The sequence below is a fragment of the Pseudoalteromonas maris genome (genome assembly GCF_049257235.1).
Taxonomy (GTDB): domain Bacteria; phylum Pseudomonadota; class Gammaproteobacteria; order Enterobacterales; family Alteromonadaceae; genus Pseudoalteromonas.
On sequence record NZ_JBMMUF010000002.1, the window covers coordinates 371,704 to 391,241 of the forward strand.

Annotated in this window: 13 protein-coding genes; 8 read left to right on the forward strand and 5 right to left on the reverse strand. The window is 44.4% G+C overall.

Annotated features, from left to right (window positions below; all coding sequences use genetic code 11):
• Positions 1-22: 22 nt before the first annotated feature.
• The 4 genes from rlmKL to AAEU32_RS04695 are packed head-to-tail and all read left to right on the forward strand — an operon-like array spanning position 23 to position 6,053.
• Positions 23-2,143: a bifunctional 23S rRNA (guanine(2069)-N(7))-methyltransferase RlmK/23S rRNA (guanine(2445)-N(2))-methyltransferase RlmL gene (gene rlmKL / locus AAEU32_RS04680; protein WP_421969359.1), complete on the forward strand. Its 2,121-nt coding sequence runs from the start codon at positions 23-25 to the stop codon at positions 2,141-2,143.
• Positions 2,136-2,402 carry a glutaredoxin family protein gene (locus tag AAEU32_RS04685; protein ID WP_421969360.1) on the forward strand — a complete coding sequence of 89 codons (267 nt, stop codon included), beginning with the start codon at positions 2,136-2,138 and terminating at the stop codon, positions 2,400-2,402. Before rlmKL ends, AAEU32_RS04685 begins: the two co-directional genes overlap by 8 nt.
• Positions 2,389-4,296 (forward strand): ATP-binding cassette ATPase Uup, encoded by a 1,908-nt coding sequence (gene uup / locus AAEU32_RS04690; protein WP_421969361.1) that lies wholly within the window; start codon positions 2,389-2,391, stop codon positions 4,294-4,296. Before AAEU32_RS04685 ends, uup begins: the two co-directional genes overlap by 14 nt.
• An 11-nt stretch (positions 4,297-4,307) precedes the next feature.
• Positions 4,308-6,053 carry a DUF3466 family protein gene (locus tag AAEU32_RS04695; RefSeq protein ID WP_421969362.1) on the forward strand — a complete coding sequence of 582 codons (1,746 nt, stop codon included), beginning with the start codon at positions 4,308-4,310 and terminating at the stop codon, positions 6,051-6,053.
• A 69-nt stretch (positions 6,054-6,122) separates the two neighbouring features.
• Here the strand turns inward: AAEU32_RS04695 and AAEU32_RS04700 are convergent, their stop codons facing one another.
• A complete protein-coding gene (locus AAEU32_RS04700; protein WP_421969363.1) occupies positions 6,123-8,534 on the reverse strand; it encodes a TonB-dependent receptor in 2,412 nt (803 codons plus the stop codon).
• A 145-nt stretch (positions 8,535-8,679) separates the two neighbouring features.
• On the opposite strand from AAEU32_RS04700, the gene AAEU32_RS04705 reads away from it, so the two are divergent.
• Positions 8,680-9,207 carry a YaeQ family protein gene (locus AAEU32_RS04705; RefSeq protein WP_421969364.1) on the forward strand — a complete coding sequence of 176 codons (528 nt, stop codon included), beginning with the start codon at positions 8,680-8,682 and terminating at the stop codon, positions 9,205-9,207.
• Between the two features lie 3 nt (positions 9,208-9,210).
• Here the strand turns inward: AAEU32_RS04705 and yfaE are convergent, their stop codons facing one another.
• The 4 genes from yfaE to ubiG all read right to left on the reverse strand — a co-directional run bounded on the left by yfaE (position 9,211) and on the right by ubiG (position 14,233).
• The gene (gene yfaE / locus AAEU32_RS04710; protein WP_421969365.1) at positions 9,211-9,474 is read right to left on the reverse strand and encodes a class I ribonucleotide reductase maintenance protein YfaE; all 264 of its coding nucleotides are present in this window, start codon (positions 9,472-9,474) and stop codon (positions 9,211-9,213) included.
• 68 nt (positions 9,475-9,542) lie between these two features.
• Positions 9,543-10,673, reverse strand: a complete 1,131-nt coding sequence (gene nrdB / locus AAEU32_RS04715; protein WP_421969366.1) for a class Ia ribonucleoside-diphosphate reductase subunit beta — start codon at positions 10,671-10,673, stop codon at positions 9,543-9,545.
• 69 nt (positions 10,674-10,742) lie between these two features.
• Positions 10,743-13,025 carry a class 1a ribonucleoside-diphosphate reductase subunit alpha gene (nrdA, locus tag AAEU32_RS04720; RefSeq protein WP_421969367.1) on the reverse strand — a complete coding sequence of 761 codons (2,283 nt, stop codon included), beginning with the start codon at positions 13,023-13,025 and terminating at the stop codon, positions 10,743-10,745.
• Between the two features lie 500 nt (positions 13,026-13,525).
• Positions 13,526-14,233 (reverse strand): bifunctional 2-polyprenyl-6-hydroxyphenol methylase/3-demethylubiquinol 3-O-methyltransferase UbiG, encoded by a 708-nt coding sequence (ubiG, locus tag AAEU32_RS04725; RefSeq protein WP_421969368.1) that lies wholly within the window; start codon positions 14,231-14,233, stop codon positions 13,526-13,528.
• Positions 14,234-14,427: 194 nt separating this feature from the next.
• Between ubiG and gyrA the strand changes: the two genes are divergently transcribed.
• The 3 genes from gyrA (at position 14,428) to aroA (ending at position 19,531) form a co-directional block, all read left to right on the forward strand.
• The gene (gyrA, locus tag AAEU32_RS04730) at positions 14,428-17,052 is read left to right on the forward strand and encodes a DNA topoisomerase (ATP-hydrolyzing) subunit A (RefSeq protein WP_421969369.1); all 2,625 of its coding nucleotides are present in this window, start codon (positions 14,428-14,430) and stop codon (positions 17,050-17,052) included.
• A gap of 116 nt (positions 17,053-17,168) precedes the next feature.
• The gene (serC, locus tag AAEU32_RS04735; RefSeq protein ID WP_421969370.1) at positions 17,169-18,251 is read left to right on the forward strand and encodes a 3-phosphoserine/phosphohydroxythreonine transaminase; all 1,083 of its coding nucleotides are present in this window, start codon (positions 17,169-17,171) and stop codon (positions 18,249-18,251) included.
• Positions 18,251-19,531 carry a 3-phosphoshikimate 1-carboxyvinyltransferase gene (gene aroA / locus AAEU32_RS04740; RefSeq protein WP_421969371.1) on the forward strand — a complete coding sequence of 427 codons (1,281 nt, stop codon included), beginning with the start codon at positions 18,251-18,253 and terminating at the stop codon, positions 19,529-19,531. Before serC ends, aroA begins: the two co-directional genes overlap by 1 nt.
• Positions 19,532-19,538: the final 7 nt, after the last annotated feature.

The following is a 19,538-nucleotide window of genomic DNA, read 5'->3' on the forward strand; positions in this document are numbered from 1 at the left end:
TTTACGAGATAGGAAAGTCACATTGCAATTTGTCGCTCTTACATCCATTGGCATTGAACAACTGCTACACCAAGAACTCACTGAACTAGGCGCTGAAGTAACCAAACAGCGTGTTGGTGCTGTTGAGTTTTCCGCCGATAGTATTACTGCGCAAAAGATTTGCTTGTGTACTCGCTTTGCCACTCGCGTCATGATGGTGCTCAAGCAAGGTAGTGAAATCGAAGATAAAGAAGCCTTATATAGCTTTGCGCGTTTTCAACCTTGGCAAGATTTTTTCGGCCCTGATCAATCATTTGCTGTTGAATTTAACGGCACAAACCGGCAGTTAAAGAACACGCAATTCGGGGGGCTTGTAATTAAGGACGCGGTGTGTGATTACTTTAACGACTTGTATGAACGTCGTCCTAACGTTAACAAAGAAACACCGGATGTTCGTATCGTTGCCAAGCTCAACAAAGACAAGCTGACTTTGTATATTGATTACTCTGGACCGCGTCTTTCGCAGCGTGGTTACCGTAGTGCGCAGGGTAAAGCTCCTCTTAAAGAACATTTAGCAGCCGCTTTGGTGATGCGCAGCGGTTGGACGCAAGATATGAGCAAGCCATTATTTGACCCTACCTGTGGTTCAGGCACCTTGCTCATTGAAGCGGCGCTTATCGCGCAGAACCGAGCGCCGGGTTTGACCCGCGATAACTTTGCATTCGAGCGTTTGCCGAGCTTCAGAGTAGCTAAGTTTAAAGAACTAAAGCAATCACTTAGAGATAATATAGATGAGTCGGCAAAGCCGTGGCTTATAGGTCATGATGTCAACACGCGAGTGTTAGATAAAGCCAGAGAAAACGCTGAGCGCGCAGGAGTTGCAGATCTGATTGAGTTTGCAGTGGGGGACATTGCAACAATGAAAGCGCCAGCGAAGCGCTCAGGAGTGTTACTTGCGAACTTACCTTATGGTGAGCGCTTAGGTTCGATGGCTGAAATTGTTTCTTTGTATCGCCAGCTAGGCCATCAATTAAAACAACATTTTAACGAATGGCGAGCTGCGCTACTGATCAGCGAAGCCGAAATGCTTAAGCTGTTCAAACTAGTTAAAAAGAAGCAATACAAGTTTAAAAATGGCCCACTGGACACTGTGCTTGCGCTTTACGATATTACTGAGCAGCAAACACAAGGTCATGGTGAAGGTAAAACGCCGCTTCATTATGAGCAGTCTACGGCCTTTGCAAACCGTTTGAACAAGAACAAACAAGGGCTCAAAAAGTGGCTCAAAAGTGACGACATAACAGCATATCGTATCTATGATGCCGATATCCCAGAGTACAACGTTGCAGTAGATGTTTACCAAGATAGCGCGGTAATTTATGAATACGCGGCACCCAAGAATATTGACCCTGCAGTAGCGCAAAAGCGCTTGCAAGACGTACTCATGTTGACCTGTGAAACGCTCGAAATTCCGCCAGCAAAGGTAGCTTTGAAAGAGCGTCGCAAACAAAAAGGTGATAGCCAATATCAGAGCCAAGGTTCGCAGGGTAAAACTCAGGTGATCAGTGAATATGGTGCCCAATTTGAGGTAAATCTGTTTGACTATCTCGATACAGGGGTATTTTTAGACCACCGTCTGGCGCGTAAGCACGTACGAGATATCAGTAACGGCAAACGCGTTCTTAACTTATTTGCGTATACAGGTACGGCGTCTGTACAGGCGGCGCTTGGTGGTGCTAAATCTGTGACCACCGTAGATATGTCAAAAACTTATCTACAATGGGCGCAGCGTAATTTCGCGTTAAACAAATTAAAGAGCCCGCGCTATCGTTTTGAGCAGGGTGATTGTATTGAGTGGTTGAAACGCACGCGTGGCGAATATGATGTTATCTTTTTAGACCCGCCAACGTTCTCGAACTCTAAACGGATGCGTGACAGTTTTGATGTGCAACGTGATCACGTTGATTTAATACAGCATGCGGTGAAGTTACTGGCAAAGCAGGGTACCTTGTTGTTCTCAAATAATAAACGTGGGTTTAAGATGGACACTGACGCGTTAGCTTTATTGGGACTGCAATGTGAAAACATTACGCAGCAAACACGGTCACCGGATTTTGCCAGAAACAAACACATTCATAATGCATGGTTAATTCGCCATGGCTAACGTTATCCTCTACCACACAGATGGGTGTCACCTATGCGAGCAAGCACATGAGATGCTTCTCGCTCATGCTGATGTGGATAATATAGAGCTCAGAGACATTATTGATGATGTGTCTTGGGTGAATCTTTACCAAGTCCGAATTCCCGTTGTTACTGTGGCTAGCGACTGCAGCACACGCGTCGTGTGCGAAGCAGATTTAGGTTGGCCATTTGACGAACACGCTATTACAGATTTTTTAAAGCAGTATGGATCTAATTAGAATAACCAATGGCCAACTCGCATTTGGCACTCACCCATTATTAGACTCAGCCAATGCCGTTATTGAAAAAGGCGAACGTGTCTTTGTTGTTGGCCGCAATGGGGCCGGTAAATCCACTTTCCTGAAAGTCTTAAGCGGCGATGTAATCCTTGATGATGGTGATATCAACCAAGTAAATGAGCTTAAAATTGCCCGTTTAGAACAGGATCCGCCGCGAGATAGCGATGGTACTGTGTTTGATTATGTAGCTGACGGATTGCCTACTCTTGCGCGTTTACTCAAAGAGTTTCACGCTCTGAATATCAGTTTGGCTGCCAACGGCAGCGACGAAAAAGCACTCAATCGTTTGGCCAATCTATCAGCTGAAATCGAAGCCAAGGATGGATGGCGCTTTGAGTCTAAAATCAAACTCGTGCTTGGGCAGTTGGACTTAGATGCAGATGCTTTGTTATCGACGCTCTCTGGAGGGTGGCTGCGCAAAGTAGCGCTTGCAAAGGCACTTGTTGGCGAACCCGACTTGTTATTGCTTGATGAGCCGACGAACCATTTAGATGTTGCCTCTGTGCAGTGGTTAGAGCAATTTTTGAAAGATTTTAAAGGCGCAATTGTCTTTATTTCTCATGATCGTGCCTTCATTCGTTCATTGGCAACACGCATCCTTGACTTAGACCGAGGACAACTGATCTCTTATCCGGGTGACTACGGCACGTATCTCGAGCGAAAAGCCCACGACTTAAAGGTCGAAGAGCAGCAAAATGCCGAATTTGATAAAAAGCTCGCAGAGGAAGAAACGTGGATACGCCAAGGTATCAAGGCGCGTCGTACACGCAACGAAGGACGAGTAAGAGCACTAAAGTCCCTTCGTCAAGAGCGTAAACAACGCATCGAACAAGTGGGTAAGGTTGACTTAAACATCGAAACCGCCGCACGTTCTGGAAAGCTAGTAGCTGAGGCGCAGCACCTGTGCCACGCCTTTGGTGATAAGGTAATCGTTAAAGACTTTTCGACGTTATTGATGCGTGGCGACCGTGTTGGCTTAGTTGGCCCCAATGGTGTCGGTAAAACAACGCTACTCAAGCTGTTATTTGGTCAATTGCAACCAGACAGCGGCAAGCTCAAACAAGGTATCAATCTAGAAATCGCTTACTTTGACCAATACCGTGCCAAATTGGACGAAGAAGCAAGTGTGCAAGATAACGTCGCTGATGGTAAACAAGAAGTACAAATAGGTGGTCGCAGCCGTCATGTACTTGGCTATTTGCAGGACTTTTTGTTCCCACCTAAGCGCGCTCGCACACCCGTGAAAGCACTTTCTGGTGGTGAAAAAAATCGCCTATTGTTAGCAAAAATTTTCTTGAAGCCATCAAATGTGTTGGTATTGGATGAGCCAACTAATGATTTGGATATCGAAACCCTAGAGTTACTCGAAGAGATAGTGAACCAATATCAAGGAACAGTATTGATAGTCAGTCACGATCGTGAGTTTATCGATAATACGTGCTCGAGCGTGTGGGGATTTGATGGCGTTGGAAAAATTACAGAAGTAGTCGGTGGCTACAGCGACTATGAAGCATACGCTAAAGAAGTCCTTGCAGCGAAAGAACTACAACAGCAGGATGCGAAAGCAAGTACAGAGCCGTCAAAGGCGATAAAATCTAAACCAACTAATAAGTTATCTTATAAGCTCAAACGAGAACTGGAACAGCTCCCGAGTTTGGTAGAAGAACTCGAAGAAGCTATTGACACCATGCAGCAAGAAGTCAATAGTAGTGACTTTTTTAAGCAAGATAATGAAATAACATCTGCGAAATTGAACCAATTAGCAGAGCTTGAGTCGAAGCTTGAAGTTGCGTTCACCCGCTGGGAAGAACTCGAAGAATTACAAAATCAGTAGTAGGGAATACAATGAAAAAATCCTTAGTTGCATTAAGCATTTTAGTGGGTATCAGTGCATCTGCTAATGCTGCCGTATATCAGCTAGAAGAACTTAGCACGCTTGAGACAGCGAAACATCACTATATAACAGACGTGAATAACAACGGTGATGTCATTGGTCAGGCAACCAATCTTTATAACTTACCAATAGATACCAGCTATTTTGATGCTGATAACACCGTGCTTCAGCGCGCCTATGATAACTGGGAGTTGATTCGGTTTACTCAAATAGATAAAGACATCACCTTTACTATTGACGACATTGTTACAGGCAACATTAATGCTGATTCGTTAGAGTTCATGTTGAATTTCTTGTCGTCACAAAGTGATATTGAGACTTGGCAAAAAATATCTGGCACTGTGGCAGTTAACTTTACGCCTAGTCCTGCCGTAGAGCAAATATTGACAGATGCACAGTCTGATGACTTTGATGGATATTCGCGAAGTGTTAGTACCCTGTATAACGCAATTAGTGAAGACGGTGTAAAAGTTGGTACGGGATCCGCTCCGTATACAAAATTATCTTTTACTCCAGAAGGTGATGACGAAGCTGAAACTTATTTTGTAAGAGAATACAGAAGCCGTCCTGTCGTAGTTTCGGTTGCCGGCCAAGTAAATGTTCTTCCAGTGATCTATGACACTTACGGTGGGCAAGGTGGCGCAACCGATGTCAAAATACGCCCCGACGGCGGTTATTATGTTGTTGGAAGTAGCTCTGTTAACGTCCCCCAAGACCGCCAAGAAAACTACGACGAAAATTGTGATAACGTCGATGAACCCACTGCGGTGTGTGTTTGGAAGTTTGAAAACCAATCAAGTCGTAACCTCTTAAGTTCATTTTATGACGTCAGAGCTACCCTGTGGACACTAGACGCAGACCTTAATGTTATTGATACGACAGAATTAGGTTTAGGCTTAGAGCGAGAAGAGGATGAGGGAAGTGCTTTTGTATCGCAGGCTTTAGCAGTGAATAGCCAAGGCGTCGCCGTCGGCTATTCTCATGTACGTCAGTATAATAACGAAAACAGTATATTAGTGTTACCAGTTGTCTTTAAAGATGGTCAAGTTAGTCAAATTCTAAATCAAGAAGATGGTTGGTATGAAGGTAAAGCCCTAGCTATTAATGACAGTGGGGTGGTTACAGGCTATGGCAGTCGAGTGATTGAAGGTCGTCGTACTACTAAATTCTTCTACCATAATATTCATACGGGTGAGACTACCTTCCCAACAGACTATTTCTCGAGCTCAAGCTCGGTGGCACGTGATATAAATGCCAATGGTGTTATCGTTGGGGAAGGTGAAGTTGATGTTGTAAACTCTAACAGTCGTCGTCGTGAGGGATTCATTTACTCAATAGGCGATGAAAAGATTGCAAACATAAACGACTTGCTTCCTTGCTATGACATTGATGGTGAAAGTCCGTACCCTTATAACTTCGCTGAAGCAACTGCACTAGATGATGATGGTAATATCTATGGTGTAGCGACGAAAACTGTCGAAAAACTAAATGCTCGTGGTGAGGTGGAATTCGATGATGATGGTAATACTCTGTACGAGAGCGTTGCTACTCCTGTGATGTTGCGCCCAATCGCTGGTGGAGAAATCGAGCAGTGTCCACCTGAAGCCGCTGGTAGTTACGAGCGACAAAGTGGTTCTTTTGGTTGGCTAGCTCTACTTGCATTGCCGCTGTTAGCGCTTAGACGTAGATTTAAATAATCTAAACGGTCGTTTAATAAAAAGCCCCGCACTGAGCGGGGCTTTTTATTGTATTAAGCATTTGTGAGTTTAGAAATAAACTCGCACACCAAGGCGCAGATTACGCCCAGGTAGGGGCGCTTGCTCTTTAATGAATGAGCTATGCACAAAGCCTAATTCATCTGTTAAGTTTTGCGCTTGAAGGTAGGCAACACCATCACTGTGACCAAACGCAAAGTTATAATTCACTTTAAAGTCGACTAGCGTGTAACTGGCAGTATCACTTTCAAAAGAAGAGATGTCGTCTTGTTTTAGATAGTGCGTGGCTTCAAGGGCAAAATCCCAATCGTTCAACGCATAAGACAACTGTCCACCAACTTTAGCTGCTGGAATACGTGGAAGGTATCGACCATCTTTAAGTTTAGCGGTTACCGAGTCAGCGAAGCCCTTAAGTAACCAACTCTCAGTGAGCGCGTAGTGTACGTCTAGTTCGAAACCGTAAAGCTTGGCATCAGCACTAACATACTGATACACATCCATTGCATCTTCATCAGCAACAGATTGCGAAATAAAGCCGAGGTCATGCTCATAGGCTAGGCCAGTGTTTTGTTGATAGTAAAAGTCATCTACTTCGTTATAGAAAATACTGAAGTTATAGCCAAAATCGCCAACGAATTTACGCAAACTTAGGTCGATGTTGGTCGCTTTTTCTTGTTGAACATTATCCCCCTCGAAATGTGCTTCTCCATCTTCAATATGATAGCCAAGCCCCAGTTCATAGGTACCCGTTGCAATGTGAACACCATTAGCTAGCAACTCTGCGGTTAAAGGTGCGCGTTCTGAATGTGACACACTTAATGCAACGGAATGACCTTCTTGGTATTGCCAAATACCACCAATAGATGCGCTGAGGTTTGTTTGTGAATAATCATATAAGATGGCCTCGCTCACTTCTTCGTCATGCATTTCATCTGCATGCTCGTCTAAGTGTTCATCTGCATGTGCGTCAGTGATTACACTGTCTAACTTATAATCCTCAAATCGCGCACCCAGCTCTAATGTGAAATCCCCAAACTCACGCTCTTCTAATAAATAAAATGCGTGCACTTGAGTGTTCGTTGCAGGGGTAAATGCTTCTTCGCCATCTGCGCGGTACTCGCTATCGCTGTAGTGATAACCTAGGGTACCGTGCCATTGTCCAACGCGATGCTTTGCGTTTAGGCGTGCCTCACGGGCTGTGTTTGAAAACACAGTCCCTAGCTCATCGCCCTCGATCTCTGCATGTGTGTAATCAGTGTAGCCGGCACGAAGTGTGAGGGTCTCCAACAGACTATCGTGGAAAGAATAGCTCGCGAGTGCTTGCCACCGATCTTGCTCCATTCTTGCAAAGACGGACTCTTCGCCATGCTCCGGATGTTCATCTTCATGGCCCATTTCTTCTTCGTGGCCAACTGCCTCTTCATGACCGTGTTCGTCACCGTGTCCATGCTCTGAGTGGGCAGGTATACCGTAATCACTTTCGATAGTTCCAAAAGAGAGACCGACTGTCCAGTGCTGTGCTACATAGCTAGTACCAAAGTTTACTGTGGCGCTATCAATGAATGTATTGTCCACTTTATTAAGTTGCTCAGGCTCGTCCTCTTCGTGCTCTTGGAACGTAAACGTCGGCGTTTCGTAGTCATGTCCCACACGATCAGTGCCATCAACATGTACATTGAAACCTTTATGCCCAGCGGTAAACCTTCCTGCATACGTGTTGGTATTTGACACAGTATCGTGTGAGTACTCGCCAGCACCTTGATACTGGTCTATTACATCGGTAGGGATGCGATTATCAACAACATTGACAACACCACCGATTGCACCAGAGCCATAAAGCAACGTTGCAGGGCCGCGTAGCACCTCTATTTGTTCAGCGGCAATAGACTCAGTACTCACCGCGTGATCTGGACCAACGCGAGACGCATCGGCGCTGTCTAAGCCATTTTGCGTTATTTTTACTCGCGGACCATCTAAACCACGAATAATAGGGCTAGAAGAGACGGGGCCGAAGTAGCTAGCATTGATCCCAGGAAGGCCCTTTAATGTTTCTCCCAATGTAGGTTGTGCTCGGTCTCTTAAATCATCTCCGCCTAACACCGACACAGGCGATACCATATCGAGATTATTTTTATCTAGTCCAGATGCGTAGACCACAACGTTTTCGATAGCCGACTGGCGAAGTATGATGTTAAGCTCGGCGTCTGTCGTGCCAACGTCCATACGTTTATCAATGTAATTTTCTTTGGTGAAGTGCAATTGACCGCTTTGGTCTACATTAATCGCAAAATTACCATTGGCGTCAGTACGGATACTTTGTTTTTTACCATGGTAATGGACAACAACGTCACGTAAGGGTTTATTATTCTCATCCACAACAACGCCTGAGATCACTCCTGCAAGCGCTGGAGAAGACGCCAAGATAGAACAAACAGATAAAGATAAAACAGTCGGTTTAAACATAACAATACATCTCTGATGATACTTGCGTGATACTATAACATTATATTTTCACCAAACCAATAATGTTATATTATAACTATATGTAAAATAGCTCTAAAATTGCAGCTATACTGACATTGATATGAAATAAATATAAGAACAGATCATGAGCGACAAAGGACGTGTTTTTAAAGCGCATTTTTCAATCGTTGATAATGTTCATCACTGTCACGTACACGAGCATTTTACTACTGCAAGAAGAGAGCAAGAGACACTGAGTCACTTTATCCTCAGGCTTATAGGGTTTTGTCTGTTTGCCTATCGTCATGACCTAGAGCTGTGTGAAACTAAGCGTAAACCGCAGCTGGATATAGTAGCCTCGTCGTTAGTTGGGGATTACGCGTTAGTCGTAGAGGTATTCGATGATAACGTCAGTGATTTATCGAAGATCGCTAACCAAACCAGTGCCATGTATGTCATTACAACTGCGCCGATCAATTCAGAATTAGAACACTGGTTGTCACTGCATCGTAGCGTGGAAGTGATTGTGGTTGAGCATCAAGCGGTTGAGAAGTTAGTAGAGCTGTTGCAACGCTCAATGCAATGGGATGTGTGTGTGGAGAGTGATTCTTTGTGTATAACCGCAAACGAGCAATATATTTGCACATCTATATCAATTCAGTGGCCGCAATAATACTCAGTCTGTATCGATAACAATATCGCCCTGTGGAACGCTACAGCAAAGTAGAATTTCACCTTCGCGTACAAAGGCGAGGGGTTCATGGGTATAGCTTACTTGACCGCTTTTTAATACCGCGCGGCATGCGCCACAAAACCCTTCACGACATTGATAAGCTGGCGTCTCGCCTTGGAGCTCCACACTGCGCAACAAAGAACCGTTGTCTTGACGAAATATCAGTTCCTTACCGTTAAATGTGATTTTGCTGTCGTGTGTTGGCATGGGGAAGGTGTGTTGGTATGAGGTTACAATAGAAAATAAGGGCTCCAGGCTAGGAGCCCTAAGCTCATTTATAGATCGAAATCACCAAAGTCATTGGCATCGACTTGTGAGTCAATTTGACCAACAAGGTATGAACTAATTTCTGCTTCTTGAGGTGCAACCTGTACGTTGTCAGACACTAACCATGAGTTGATCCATGGGATAGGGTTACTCTGAATTTCAAACTGTGCGGGCAGACCAATTGCTGTCATGCGAACGTTAGTGATGTATTCAACATATTGACACAAAATATCTTTGTTTAAGCCAATCATTGAACCATCTTTAAATAGGTATGCCGCCCATTCTTTTTCCTGTTGTGCAGCATCAGCGAACATTTGAATCGCTTGTTCGCGGCACTCGGCAGCGATATCAGCCATTTGCGGGTCGTCTTTACCTTCTTGCATAATGTTCAAGATATGCTGAGTACCTGAGAGGTGCAGCGCTTCATCGCGAGCAATAAGCTTGATGATTTTTGCGTTACCTTCCATCAACTCACGCTCTGCGAATGCAAAAGAGCAGGCAAATGATACATAAAAACGGATAGCTTCGAGGATGTTGATCGACATCATCGCCAAATATAAGCGCTTTTTAAGCTCATAGAGTGACACATCAACCACTTCGCCGTTTACAGTATGTTGGCCTTCACCATAAAGGTTATACAAAGACGTAAGGTGAATGAGGTCATCATAGTAACGAGTCACTTCGTCCGCACGTTCATTAATCTTGTCGTTAGTAACGATGTCGTCAAAAATAACTTCAGGAGACTGAGTCACGTTGCGAATGATGTGCGTGTAAGAGCGGCTGTGAATCGTTTCACTGAATGCCCATGTTTCAATCCAAGTCTCTAATTCTGGTAACGATACAATCGGTAACAAAGCAACGTTTGGTGAGCGGCCTTGAACACTATCAAGTAGCGTTTGATACTTAAGGTTACTTAAGAAAATGTGGCGCTCATGCTCTGGCAGTGATTGAAAATCGACGCGGTCTTTACTTACATCAACTTCTTCTGGACGCCAGAAAAACGAGAGTTGTTTCTCAATCAGCTTTTCAAAAATAGGGTACTTTTGTTGGTCATAGCGCGAAACGTTCACCGTTTGTCCGAAAAACATCGGCTCTTTCAGTTGGTCATTACGGGTACGGCTAAAGGTGGTGTATGACATAGTCGTAGATTCTCAATACTCAAAAGTTACAACCCAGCAGAGCGGCTTTATCACCGCTCGCTGTTATTATTATATTTTACAAGCGCCGCCTTCGCAGCCATCGTCTGCTTGTGGGGTGAGCTCATCTTGCGCATCAGACGCACCATCACGGGTGTTGTGATAATACAGAGTCTTAACGCCTAACTTGTACGCAGTCAGTAGATCTTTAAGCAGCAGCTTCATAGGAACTTTACCGCCTTCGAACTTATTTGGATCATAGTTGGTGTTCGCTGAGATTGTTTGGTCAACGAATTTCTGCATGATACCAACAAGTTGTAGGTAACCATCGTTTGATGGAATATCCCACAATAGCTCGTATTGATCTTTGAGCGCTTCATATTCAGGCACGACTTGCTTCAAGATGCCATCTTTAGACGCTTTAACACTGATATGACCACGAGGAGGTTCAATACCATTGGTTGCGTTTGAGATTTGCGATGACGTCTCTGAAGGCATTAACGCTGACAAAGTAGAGTTACGCATACCATGTGCCACTATGCTCTCGCGTAGAGAGTCCCAATCAAGGTGCAATGGCTCGTCGCATACAGTGTCTAAGTCTTTTTTGTATGTATCAATTGGCATAATGCCTTTGGCATACGTGGTTTCATTAAACTTAGGACATGCACCTTTTTCTTTGGCAAGTTCATTTGACGCTTTCATCAGATAGTATTGAATCGCTTCAAATGTTTTGTGTGTGAGTGCATTGGCGCTACCATCGGAATAACGTTTACCGTTTTTCGCGAGGTAATAGGCAAAGTTGATAACACCTACACCGAGTGTACGACGCCCCATGGTTGCATTGTATGCAGCCGGAACAGGGTACTCTTGATAATCTAATAAGTTATCAAGCGCGCGTACAGCAAGCTCAGCGAGCTCTTCTAACTCATCTAACGAGTTGATTGCACCAAGGTTAAATGCAGATAACGTACACAGAGCAATTTCGCCTTCTTCATCATTAACATGACTTAATGGCTTAGTTGGCAGTGCAATTTCAAGACACAAGTTAGACTGGCGAATTGGTGCAACCTTAGCGTCGAAAGGACTGTGTGTATTACAGTGGTCAACGTTTTGTAGGTAGATACGACCCGTGCTCGCACGCTCTTGTAAGAACATTGAAAATAGCTCAATCGCTTTAATACGCTTCTTACGAATCGACTCATCTTGCTCATATTTAACATACAGCTCTTCGAATTTTTCTTGGTCTTCGAAGAACGCATCATATAGACCAGGCACATCAGATGGGCTAAATAACGTGATGTAGCCATCTTTAATAAGACGGGTGTACATAAGTTTGTTGAATTGAACACCATAGTCAAGATGACGCACACGGTTATCATCTACACCACGGTTGTTTTTAAGCACTAATAAGTTTTCAACCTCTAAGTGCCACAATGGATAGAATAATGTGGCTGCACCGCCGCGTACACCGCCTTGTGAACAGCTTTTAACCGCTGTTTGGAAGTGCTTGTAGAATGGGATACATCCAGTGTGATAAGCCTCACCATTGCGAATTGGGCTACCCAGTGCACGAATACGCCCTGCGTTGATGCCAATACCTGCGCGCTGAGACACATATTTAACAATCGCTGAAGACGTTGCGTTAATTGAGTCTAGGCTGTCATCACACTCGATTAATACACACGAGCTAAATTGACGGGTAGGGGTGCGCACACCTGACATGATTGGTGTTGGCAATGAAATCTTAAATTGTGAAACCGCATCGTAGAAACGTTTAATGTAATCAAGACGCGTTTCTTTTGGATAAGCTGAGAATAGGCTTGCAGCGACCAATATATAGAGGAACTGTGCGCTTTCAAAAATCTCACCAGTCACGCGGTTCTGTACAAGGTATTTACCTTCTAACTGCTTAACTGCCGCGTAGCTAAAGTTAAGATCGCGTGAGTGATCGATAAAGTTATCCATTTGCTCAAATTCTGATTGTGTGTAATCAGCGAGCAAATGCTGGTCATAACGTTTGTCTTCTACAAGCTTAACAACGTGGTCATACAGTTTTGGTGGCTCAAATTGACCGTACGCTTTTTTGCGTAGGTGGAAAATGGCCAGGCGCGCTGCAAGGTATTGGTAATCTGGAGTATCCTTTGAGATCAAATCTGCCGCTGACTTGATAATTGTCTCATGAATATCTTCTGTACGGATACCGTCATAGAATTGAATGTGTGATTTTAATTCAACCTGTGAAACAGACACATTGCTTAGACCTTCAGCAGCCCATGCAATTACGCGGTGGATTTTATCTAGATCCAACGCTTCCTTACGTCCGTCACGTTTGCTAACAGATAACTGTTGATTCATTGTTGTAGCCCATAATTATAATTAGTTTTCATAGCGCACAGCTGGAAAATGCTTTTCAGCTCTGTTTGGAGCGTGGCAAAGAGTCATTGTGTCACTCGCACATCGGCTCTAACTCCGTTACTCAGTGATTTAAACTGGGTAACATTTAAACACTAGATATGGTGTTTTAATCTCTGTGACTCACAAGATAGTGGGGTCTGAGAACATTTGCAAGCACAGATCTTAATGATAATCTGTGGATAACTAAGGTCTGTTAGTGACCGTTAACCTTAAAGCATTTTTAATGCTGACTATTGTCGGAAATCAACGGTAAAAAAACAAATTTAATGATTTTTTCGTGCTGCAATCGAATGATTTTTTTATAAGCAGATCGGTCAGCATTTACACATCGGATGAGAGTCGAAAATACAATATCTGGTGTGTAAAATATAGATACACACCAGATATAGTGTTTTGAGCAATTCATCTAACACTAGATGTAGGTGTTTGGCACCCGCTTATTAGAGCTTTTCAAAGTGCAGGATGTAATTGACGCCTAAGTCTTGCCCGAGCGTATATTGTTTTGTGAAAGGATTGTAACTTAGACCGGCACTGTGACGTACTTTTAGGCCGGCTTGTTCTGCCCACTGAATGAGCGTAGATGGGCGAATAAATTTGTTATGATCGTGTGTGCCTTCAGGAACAAGCTTTAACAGCTGCTCAGCACCTACGATTGCAAACAAGTAGGCTTTAGCGGTTTTATTCAACGTTGAAAAGTAAACATCAGCCCCTGGTTTAGCTAGCGCAGCGGCGCTACTAATAATAGATTGTGGGTCTGGCACATGTTCGAGCATTTCCATGCACGTCACGACGTCAAATCGTTCAGGGTTCTCATTGGCATATTGCTCAGCCGTGATTTGTTGATAATCAACCTTAACGCCAGACTCCAGGCTATGTAACTTGGCAACGTTCAATGGCTCTTTACCCATATCGATTCCGGTAACTTTGGCACCTAACTTAGCCATGCTCTCAGCCAATATACCGCCACCACAGCCTATATCTAATGTTTCTTTTTCTGCTAGGCCTTGCGCGTGCTGGGCGATAAAGTCTAAACGTAACGGATTAATTTCGTGCAGTGGTTTGAATTCTCCATCCATATCCCACCAGCGGTCTGCGATAGCTTCAAATTTCGCAATTTCGTCACTATCCACATTTTGATGTTCGGTCATAAAAAACTTCCTCGTGTTTCTGAGGCCATTATACGAGGGGGAATTGCAAAATCGCAAAGATTTAGCGCCTGTAAAATCAAAAATAATGTGGTAGCATGGCCTGAGATAATAACGACAATAGGTCTAGCAAGCAGATAGGGCACGATGCCTTATGCTTTTGCGCTAAGATCTAAACAAGAAGGAAAGTGAAATCAATGACTGATCTCGCCAATGAAGTCCTTCCGGTTAATATTGAAGATGAGTTAAAAAATTCATACCTCGATTACGCGATGAGTGTAATCGTTGGTCGTGCGCTACCCGATGTCCGTGACGGCTTGAAGCCTGTACACCGTCGTGTGCTGTTCGCTATGAATGAACTCCGCAATGACTGGAACAAACCATATAAAAAGTCAGCACGTGTAGTGGGTGACGTTATCGGTAAATATCACCCACATGGTGATAGCGCAGTGTACGACACAATCGTACGTATGGCACAGCCGTTTTCGCTACGTTACATGCTGGTGGATGGCCAAGGTAACTTTGGTTCTGTTGATGGAGACTCGGCCGCTGCGATGCGTTACACCGAAGTGCGCATGTCTAAGCTTTCCCAAGAGTTACTTGCAGACTTAGAAAAAGAAACGGTTGATTATGTGCCTAACTATGACGGCACGGAGCAAATCCCAGACGTTCTTCCTACAAAAGTACCAAATTTACTCGTCAATGGTTCTTCAGGTATTGCCGTGGGTATGGCAACCAATATTCCTCCACACAACCTGACAGAAGTGGTAAACGGCTGTTTAGCACTTATAAAGGAACCTGAAACAACCATTGAAGAGCTGATGGAATATATTCCAGGCCCAGATTTCCCAACTGCGGCTATCATCAATGGTAAAAAAGGCATCGAGCAAGCTTATAAGACAGGCCGTGGTAAGGTATACATTCGTGCCCGTGCTGAAGTAGAAGTTGACGAGAAAACAGGTCGTGAAACGATTATCGTTCATGAGATCCCGTATCAAGTTAACAAAGCACGTCTGATCGAGAAGATTGCAGAGCTAGTAAAAGAGAAGAAGATTGAAGGCATTAGTGCACTTCGTGACGAATCCGATAAAGACGGTATGCGTATTGTTATCGAGATTAAACGTGGTGAAGTGGGCGAGGTAGTCCTTAACAACCTGTATGCACAAACACAAATGCAAACTGTGTTCGGCATCAACATGGTTGCGCTAGATGGTAACCAGCCTAAGTGTTTTAATCTTAAAGAAATGCTAGAAGCCTTTATCTTACACCGTCGCGAAGTTGTTACCCGCCGTACGGTGTTTGATTTACGCAAAGCCCGTGAGCGTGCTCACACTCTTGAAGGCTTAGCTATTGCGCTAGCTAATATCGACCCAATCATCGAGTTGATCCGTAAGTCACCTACTCCAGCTGAGGCGAAGCAGGCATTAGTTGCACGTCCTTGGGAGTTGGGCAATGTTAAATCAATGCTTGAAAAAGCGGGTGATAACGCGGCACGCCCAGACTGGCTTGCAGATGACCTCGGTATTCGCGACGGTCAATACTATCTATCAGAGCAGCAAGCACAAGCGATCCTTGAGTTACGCCTACATAAGCTAACAGGTCTTGAGCACGAAAAGATCCTTGATGAATATCAAGAGCTCTTAGAGCTTATCGCAGAGCTTCTTCACATCCTTGGTTCTCCAGAGCGATTGATGGAAGTAATTCGCGATGAATTGGTGACAATTAAAGAGACATATGGCGATGAGCGCCGCACTGAAATTAGTGCCGCTGCGCATGATATCAGTCTTGAAGATTTGATCACTGAAGAAGACGTTGTGGTGACGTTGTCACATGAAGGTTATGTGAAATATCAGCCTCTGAGCGATTACGAAGCTCAGCGCCGCGGTGGTAAAGGTAAATCAGCAACTAAGATGAAAGATGAAGACTTTATCGAACGTCTGCTTGTTGCTAATACCCACGATACTATTTTGTGCTTCTCGACAGCAGGCCGCTTATATTGGCTGAAGGTATATCAGTTGCCACTAGCAAGCCGCGCAGCTCGCGGTAAGCCAATTGTTAACTTATTACCACTTGAAGCTGATGAACGTATTACAGCTATTCTGCCTGTACGTGACTACGAAGCAGACAAATATGTATTCATGGCCACAGCTCACGGTGTGGTTAAGAAGACACCTCTTGTAGATTACTCACGTCAACGTGCGAGCGGTATCATTGCTGTTAACCTTAAAGACGGCGATAGCCTCATCGGTGTTGATATCACCGATGGCTCAAATGAAGTGATGCTCTTTACCGATGCAGGTAAAGTGGTACGCTTTAGCGAAGAACATGTTCGTTCAATGGGCCGCACAGCAACCGGTGTTCGTGGTATTAAGATGCCAGATGACGTATCTGTCGTATCGCTTATTGTTCCGCATACAGACGGTGCAGTATTGACGGTTACTGAGAACGGTTACGGTAAACGTACAGAGCTTGCTGAATACCCAACTAAAGGTCGTGCAACGCAAGGTGTAGTATCAATCAAAGTCAGTGAACGTAACGGTCGCGTTGTGGGTGCTGTTCAGGTTGATGACAACGATGAAATCATGATTATTTCAAACCGCGGTACATTAGTACGTACCCGCGTTAACGAAGTGTCTATGGTTGGTCGTAACACCCAAGGTGTTATTTTGATCCGTACTGTTGACGGCGAGCAGGTTGTTGGTTTACAACGTATCGAAGAGATCGACGAAGATGAATTTCCTGTAGAGCAAGGGGATGACGCTGATACTGGGGAGCAAACACCAGTAGCTGAGGCAGATAACCCTGAGCAAGATACAGAGTAATGATTAAAAAGCGGCTTCGGCCGCTTTTTTTATCCCTTATATAAAATTAATTCAATTCAAACACAATGCATAGGCGCGTATTGTAGTGGTACGCGATGTGGAATGAGGAAGTAGTAATGAGCGTATATAACTTTTGTGCCGGCCCAGCAATGTTACCGCAAGCAGTAATGAAGCAAGCGCAGCAAGAGTTTTTAGATTGGCAAGGCTTAGGTGTGTCAGTGATGGAAGTAAGTCATCGTGCTGAACCGTTTTTATCAATGGCCAAAGAGTGTGAGGCACGCCTGCGCCGCTTAATGAATATCAGCGACGACTATGCCGTACTCTTTATGCACGGTGGTGGTCGTGGCCAGTTTGCAGCAGTGCCTTTAAATTTGCATTTAGGCGATGCTCCTGCTGTTTATATCAATACCGGCATTTGGTCTGATGGTGCGGCTAAAGAAGCACAAAAATATACAGACGTCATCGAAATCAATGTTCGTGATGATCAAGATGGACAGTTTGCAGTAAAACCAGTGTCACAATGGCAATTACCGCAAAACGCAAGTTATATCCACTATTGTCCTAATGAAACCATAGACGGTGTTGAGTTATTTGACGTACCAACCCATCCAACTGCGCCTATCGTCGCTGATATGTCCTCGATGATTTTGTCGCGAGAAATTGATGTTAACCAATTTGACGTTATTTACGCTGGTGCTCAAAAGAATATCGGGCCGTCGGGTTTAGCGATTGTGATAGTGCGAAAAACGCTGTTGCAAAGAAAAGGCCTACCTCGCCCCGGTATCCTTGATTACACAGTTGAGGCCGAGCAAGGGAGCATGTATAACACGCCACCCACGTTTGCTTGGTACCTAGCAGATGTCGTATTTAAATGGTTGGAAGAAAATGGCGGTGTGCCAGCTATGCAGCGTCATAATAAAAACAAGGCGGCCATCTTGTATGATTACATTGATAATTCAGACTTTTATACAAATAAGGTTGATAAAGCCTGCCGCTCATTGATGAACGTTCCTTTTTGGCTTAACGATGAAAGTTTGAATAAACGCTTTTTGGACTTATCAAAGCAAGCCGGCTTGTTAGCCTTAGAAGGGCACAGATTTGTTGGCGGTATGCGAGCGAGTATCTACAACGCAATGCCAGTAGCGGGGATTGAAGCACTTGTTACCTTTATGGATGAATTTGCGAAGGAGCATAGTTGATGGACTCACTTCGCTTAGAACCAATTAAAAAAGTGCAAGGTGAGGTGACATTACCAGGCTCAAAAAGCTTATCAAATCGTATTTTGTTGCTCGCAGCTTTATGTGATGGCGCCACCACGGTAACCAATTTACTCGACAGCGACGATATCCGTCACATGTTGAGTGCGCTAGATGCAATGGGTGTTAAAGTCGATCTTAATGATGATAAGACTCAAGCCACAGTCCATGGGCAAGGGGGGCGACTGTCAACTCCGGCGCGGCCGCTGTTTTTAGGTAATGCCGGTACAGCTTATCGGCCGTTAACTGCCGTTTTGGCTGCAACGCAAGGGCAATTTGAACTTGTTGGTGAGCCGCGTATGGAAGAGCGCCCAATAGGGCACCTCGTAGATGCTTTGCAAGCCTTAGGCGCGGATGTATCTTATTTGAAATCTAAAGATTATCCCCCTTTAGCGATTAATGGTAAAACGCTTGCTGGTGGTGAGGTAAGTATCGATGGCAGTATCTCTAGTCAGTTCTTAACCGCACTGCTAATGGCGGCGCCTATGTTCAGTGGCGATACGGTGATTACCATTAAAGGTGAGTTGGTATCAAAACCATATATCGATATTACCTTGGGTGTCATGGCCAAATTCGGCGTTGATGTACAAAATAATAACTATCAAAGCTTTGTTGTTAAAGGTAATCAACAGTATCGCTCACCCAAAGAAATAATGGTTGAGGGTGATGCATCTTCAGCGTCTTATTTTATCGCAGCAGCAGCGATTAATGGTGGTGAAATTACCATTAACGGTGTTGGTGCTGATAGTGTGCAAGGTGACATTGGTTTTGCCAAAGTAATGGAACAAGTCGGCGCTGAAATAGACTGGTATAGCGATAGGCTTGTTGTACGCAAAGGTCAGTTGGTGGGAGTGGATATTGATGCCAATGCCATTCCTGATGCCGCGATGACATTGGCAACAGTGGCGCTGTTTGCAAAAGGCAAAACGGCCATTCGCAATATCTATAATTGGCGAGTAAAGGAAACAGACCGTTTGTATGCCATGGCAACTGAACTCAAAAAATTGGGCGCAGAGGTCGTCGAAGGGCATGATTTCATCGAAATCACCCCGGTTGCACAATTAAAAGATGTCGCCATCGATACCTATAACGATCACCGTATCGCGATGTGTTTTTCAATGGTGGCAGTTGGCGGTGCACCGGTAACAATAAATGATCCAGGCTGCACTGCAAAAACATTCCCTACCTATTTTGACACCCTTGCCAGCGTAAGCTGTGCGTAATCTATGC